Genomic DNA, 813 nt, shown 5'->3' with positions numbered 1-813 from the left:
GTCCAGGCGCACCAGTTGACGGGAGACGCGCAGCGGAATGATCAGCGCGGCCAGGCCGAGGATGACCAGGATATTGAAGATGTTGCTGCCAATCACGCTGCCCACAGCGACATCCGGGGCGCCGGTATAGGCGGCTTGCAGGCTGACTGTCAGTTGCGGTGCGCTGCTGCCGAAGGCCACCAGGCTCAAGCCGATGATCAGCGGGCGTACCTGCAGGCTCACCGCCATGCGCAGGGCTGAGCGTACCAGCAGTTCGGCGCCGGCAATCAACAGCAGCAGGCCGAAGGCCAGTTGCAGCAGGCTGAAGGTGGGTAATGCGGCCAGGTTGAAAATGGCGGTGTGCTCCGAAACAGGGTCAGTCGCTGAGACTTTGTACCCGTACGCGCGCCGTTCCGCTACGGAGCATGCCCAATTGTTCGGCGGCGGCGCGGGACAGGTCGATCAGCCGGCCACGGGTATGCGGGCCGCGATCATTGATGCGGACCACGACGCTACGGTCGTTGGACAGGTTGGTGACTTGTACGCGGGTGCCGAAGGGCAGGCTGCGGTGGGCAGCGGTCATTGCGTTTTGATTGAAGGGTTCGCCACTGGCGGTGCGTTTGCCGTGATGACGGGAACCGTAATAGGAGGCGGTACCGCTCTGGTCGTAACCGCGCGGGTCGATGTTGTGGCTGGCACAGCCGGCAAGCAGGGTAAGTAGCGCGAAAGCGCTGGGCAGACGCCACATCAAGTCAATTGCTCCAAAGGTGGAAAGAGCACCAGAGTGGGTGCACACCGTCAATCCTGTGGGAGCTGGCATTGCCAGCGATCGAC

The 813-nt window shown here is 63.0% G+C and carries 2 protein-coding genes; both read right to left on the bottom strand.

What is annotated here, in order from left to right; translation table 11 throughout:
- On the bottom strand, window positions 1-291 hold a 291-nt coding region (locus M5G11_RS21580; RefSeq protein ID WP_420793896.1), incomplete at its 3' end, for a sodium:calcium antiporter.
- Between the two features lie 64 nt (window positions 292-355).
- Window positions 356-727 carry a septal ring lytic transglycosylase RlpA family protein gene (locus tag M5G11_RS21575; protein WP_273909090.1) on the bottom strand — a complete coding sequence of 124 codons (372 nt, stop codon included), beginning with the start codon at window positions 725-727 and terminating at the stop codon, window positions 356-358.
- Window positions 728-813 lie beyond the last annotated feature (86 nt).

The sequence above is a fragment of the Pseudomonas fontis genome (assembly GCF_028656955.1).
Classification (GTDB): Bacteria; Pseudomonadota; Gammaproteobacteria; order Pseudomonadales; family Pseudomonadaceae; genus Aquipseudomonas; species Aquipseudomonas fontis.
This window is presented reverse-complemented; position numbering and strand designations above follow the sequence as displayed.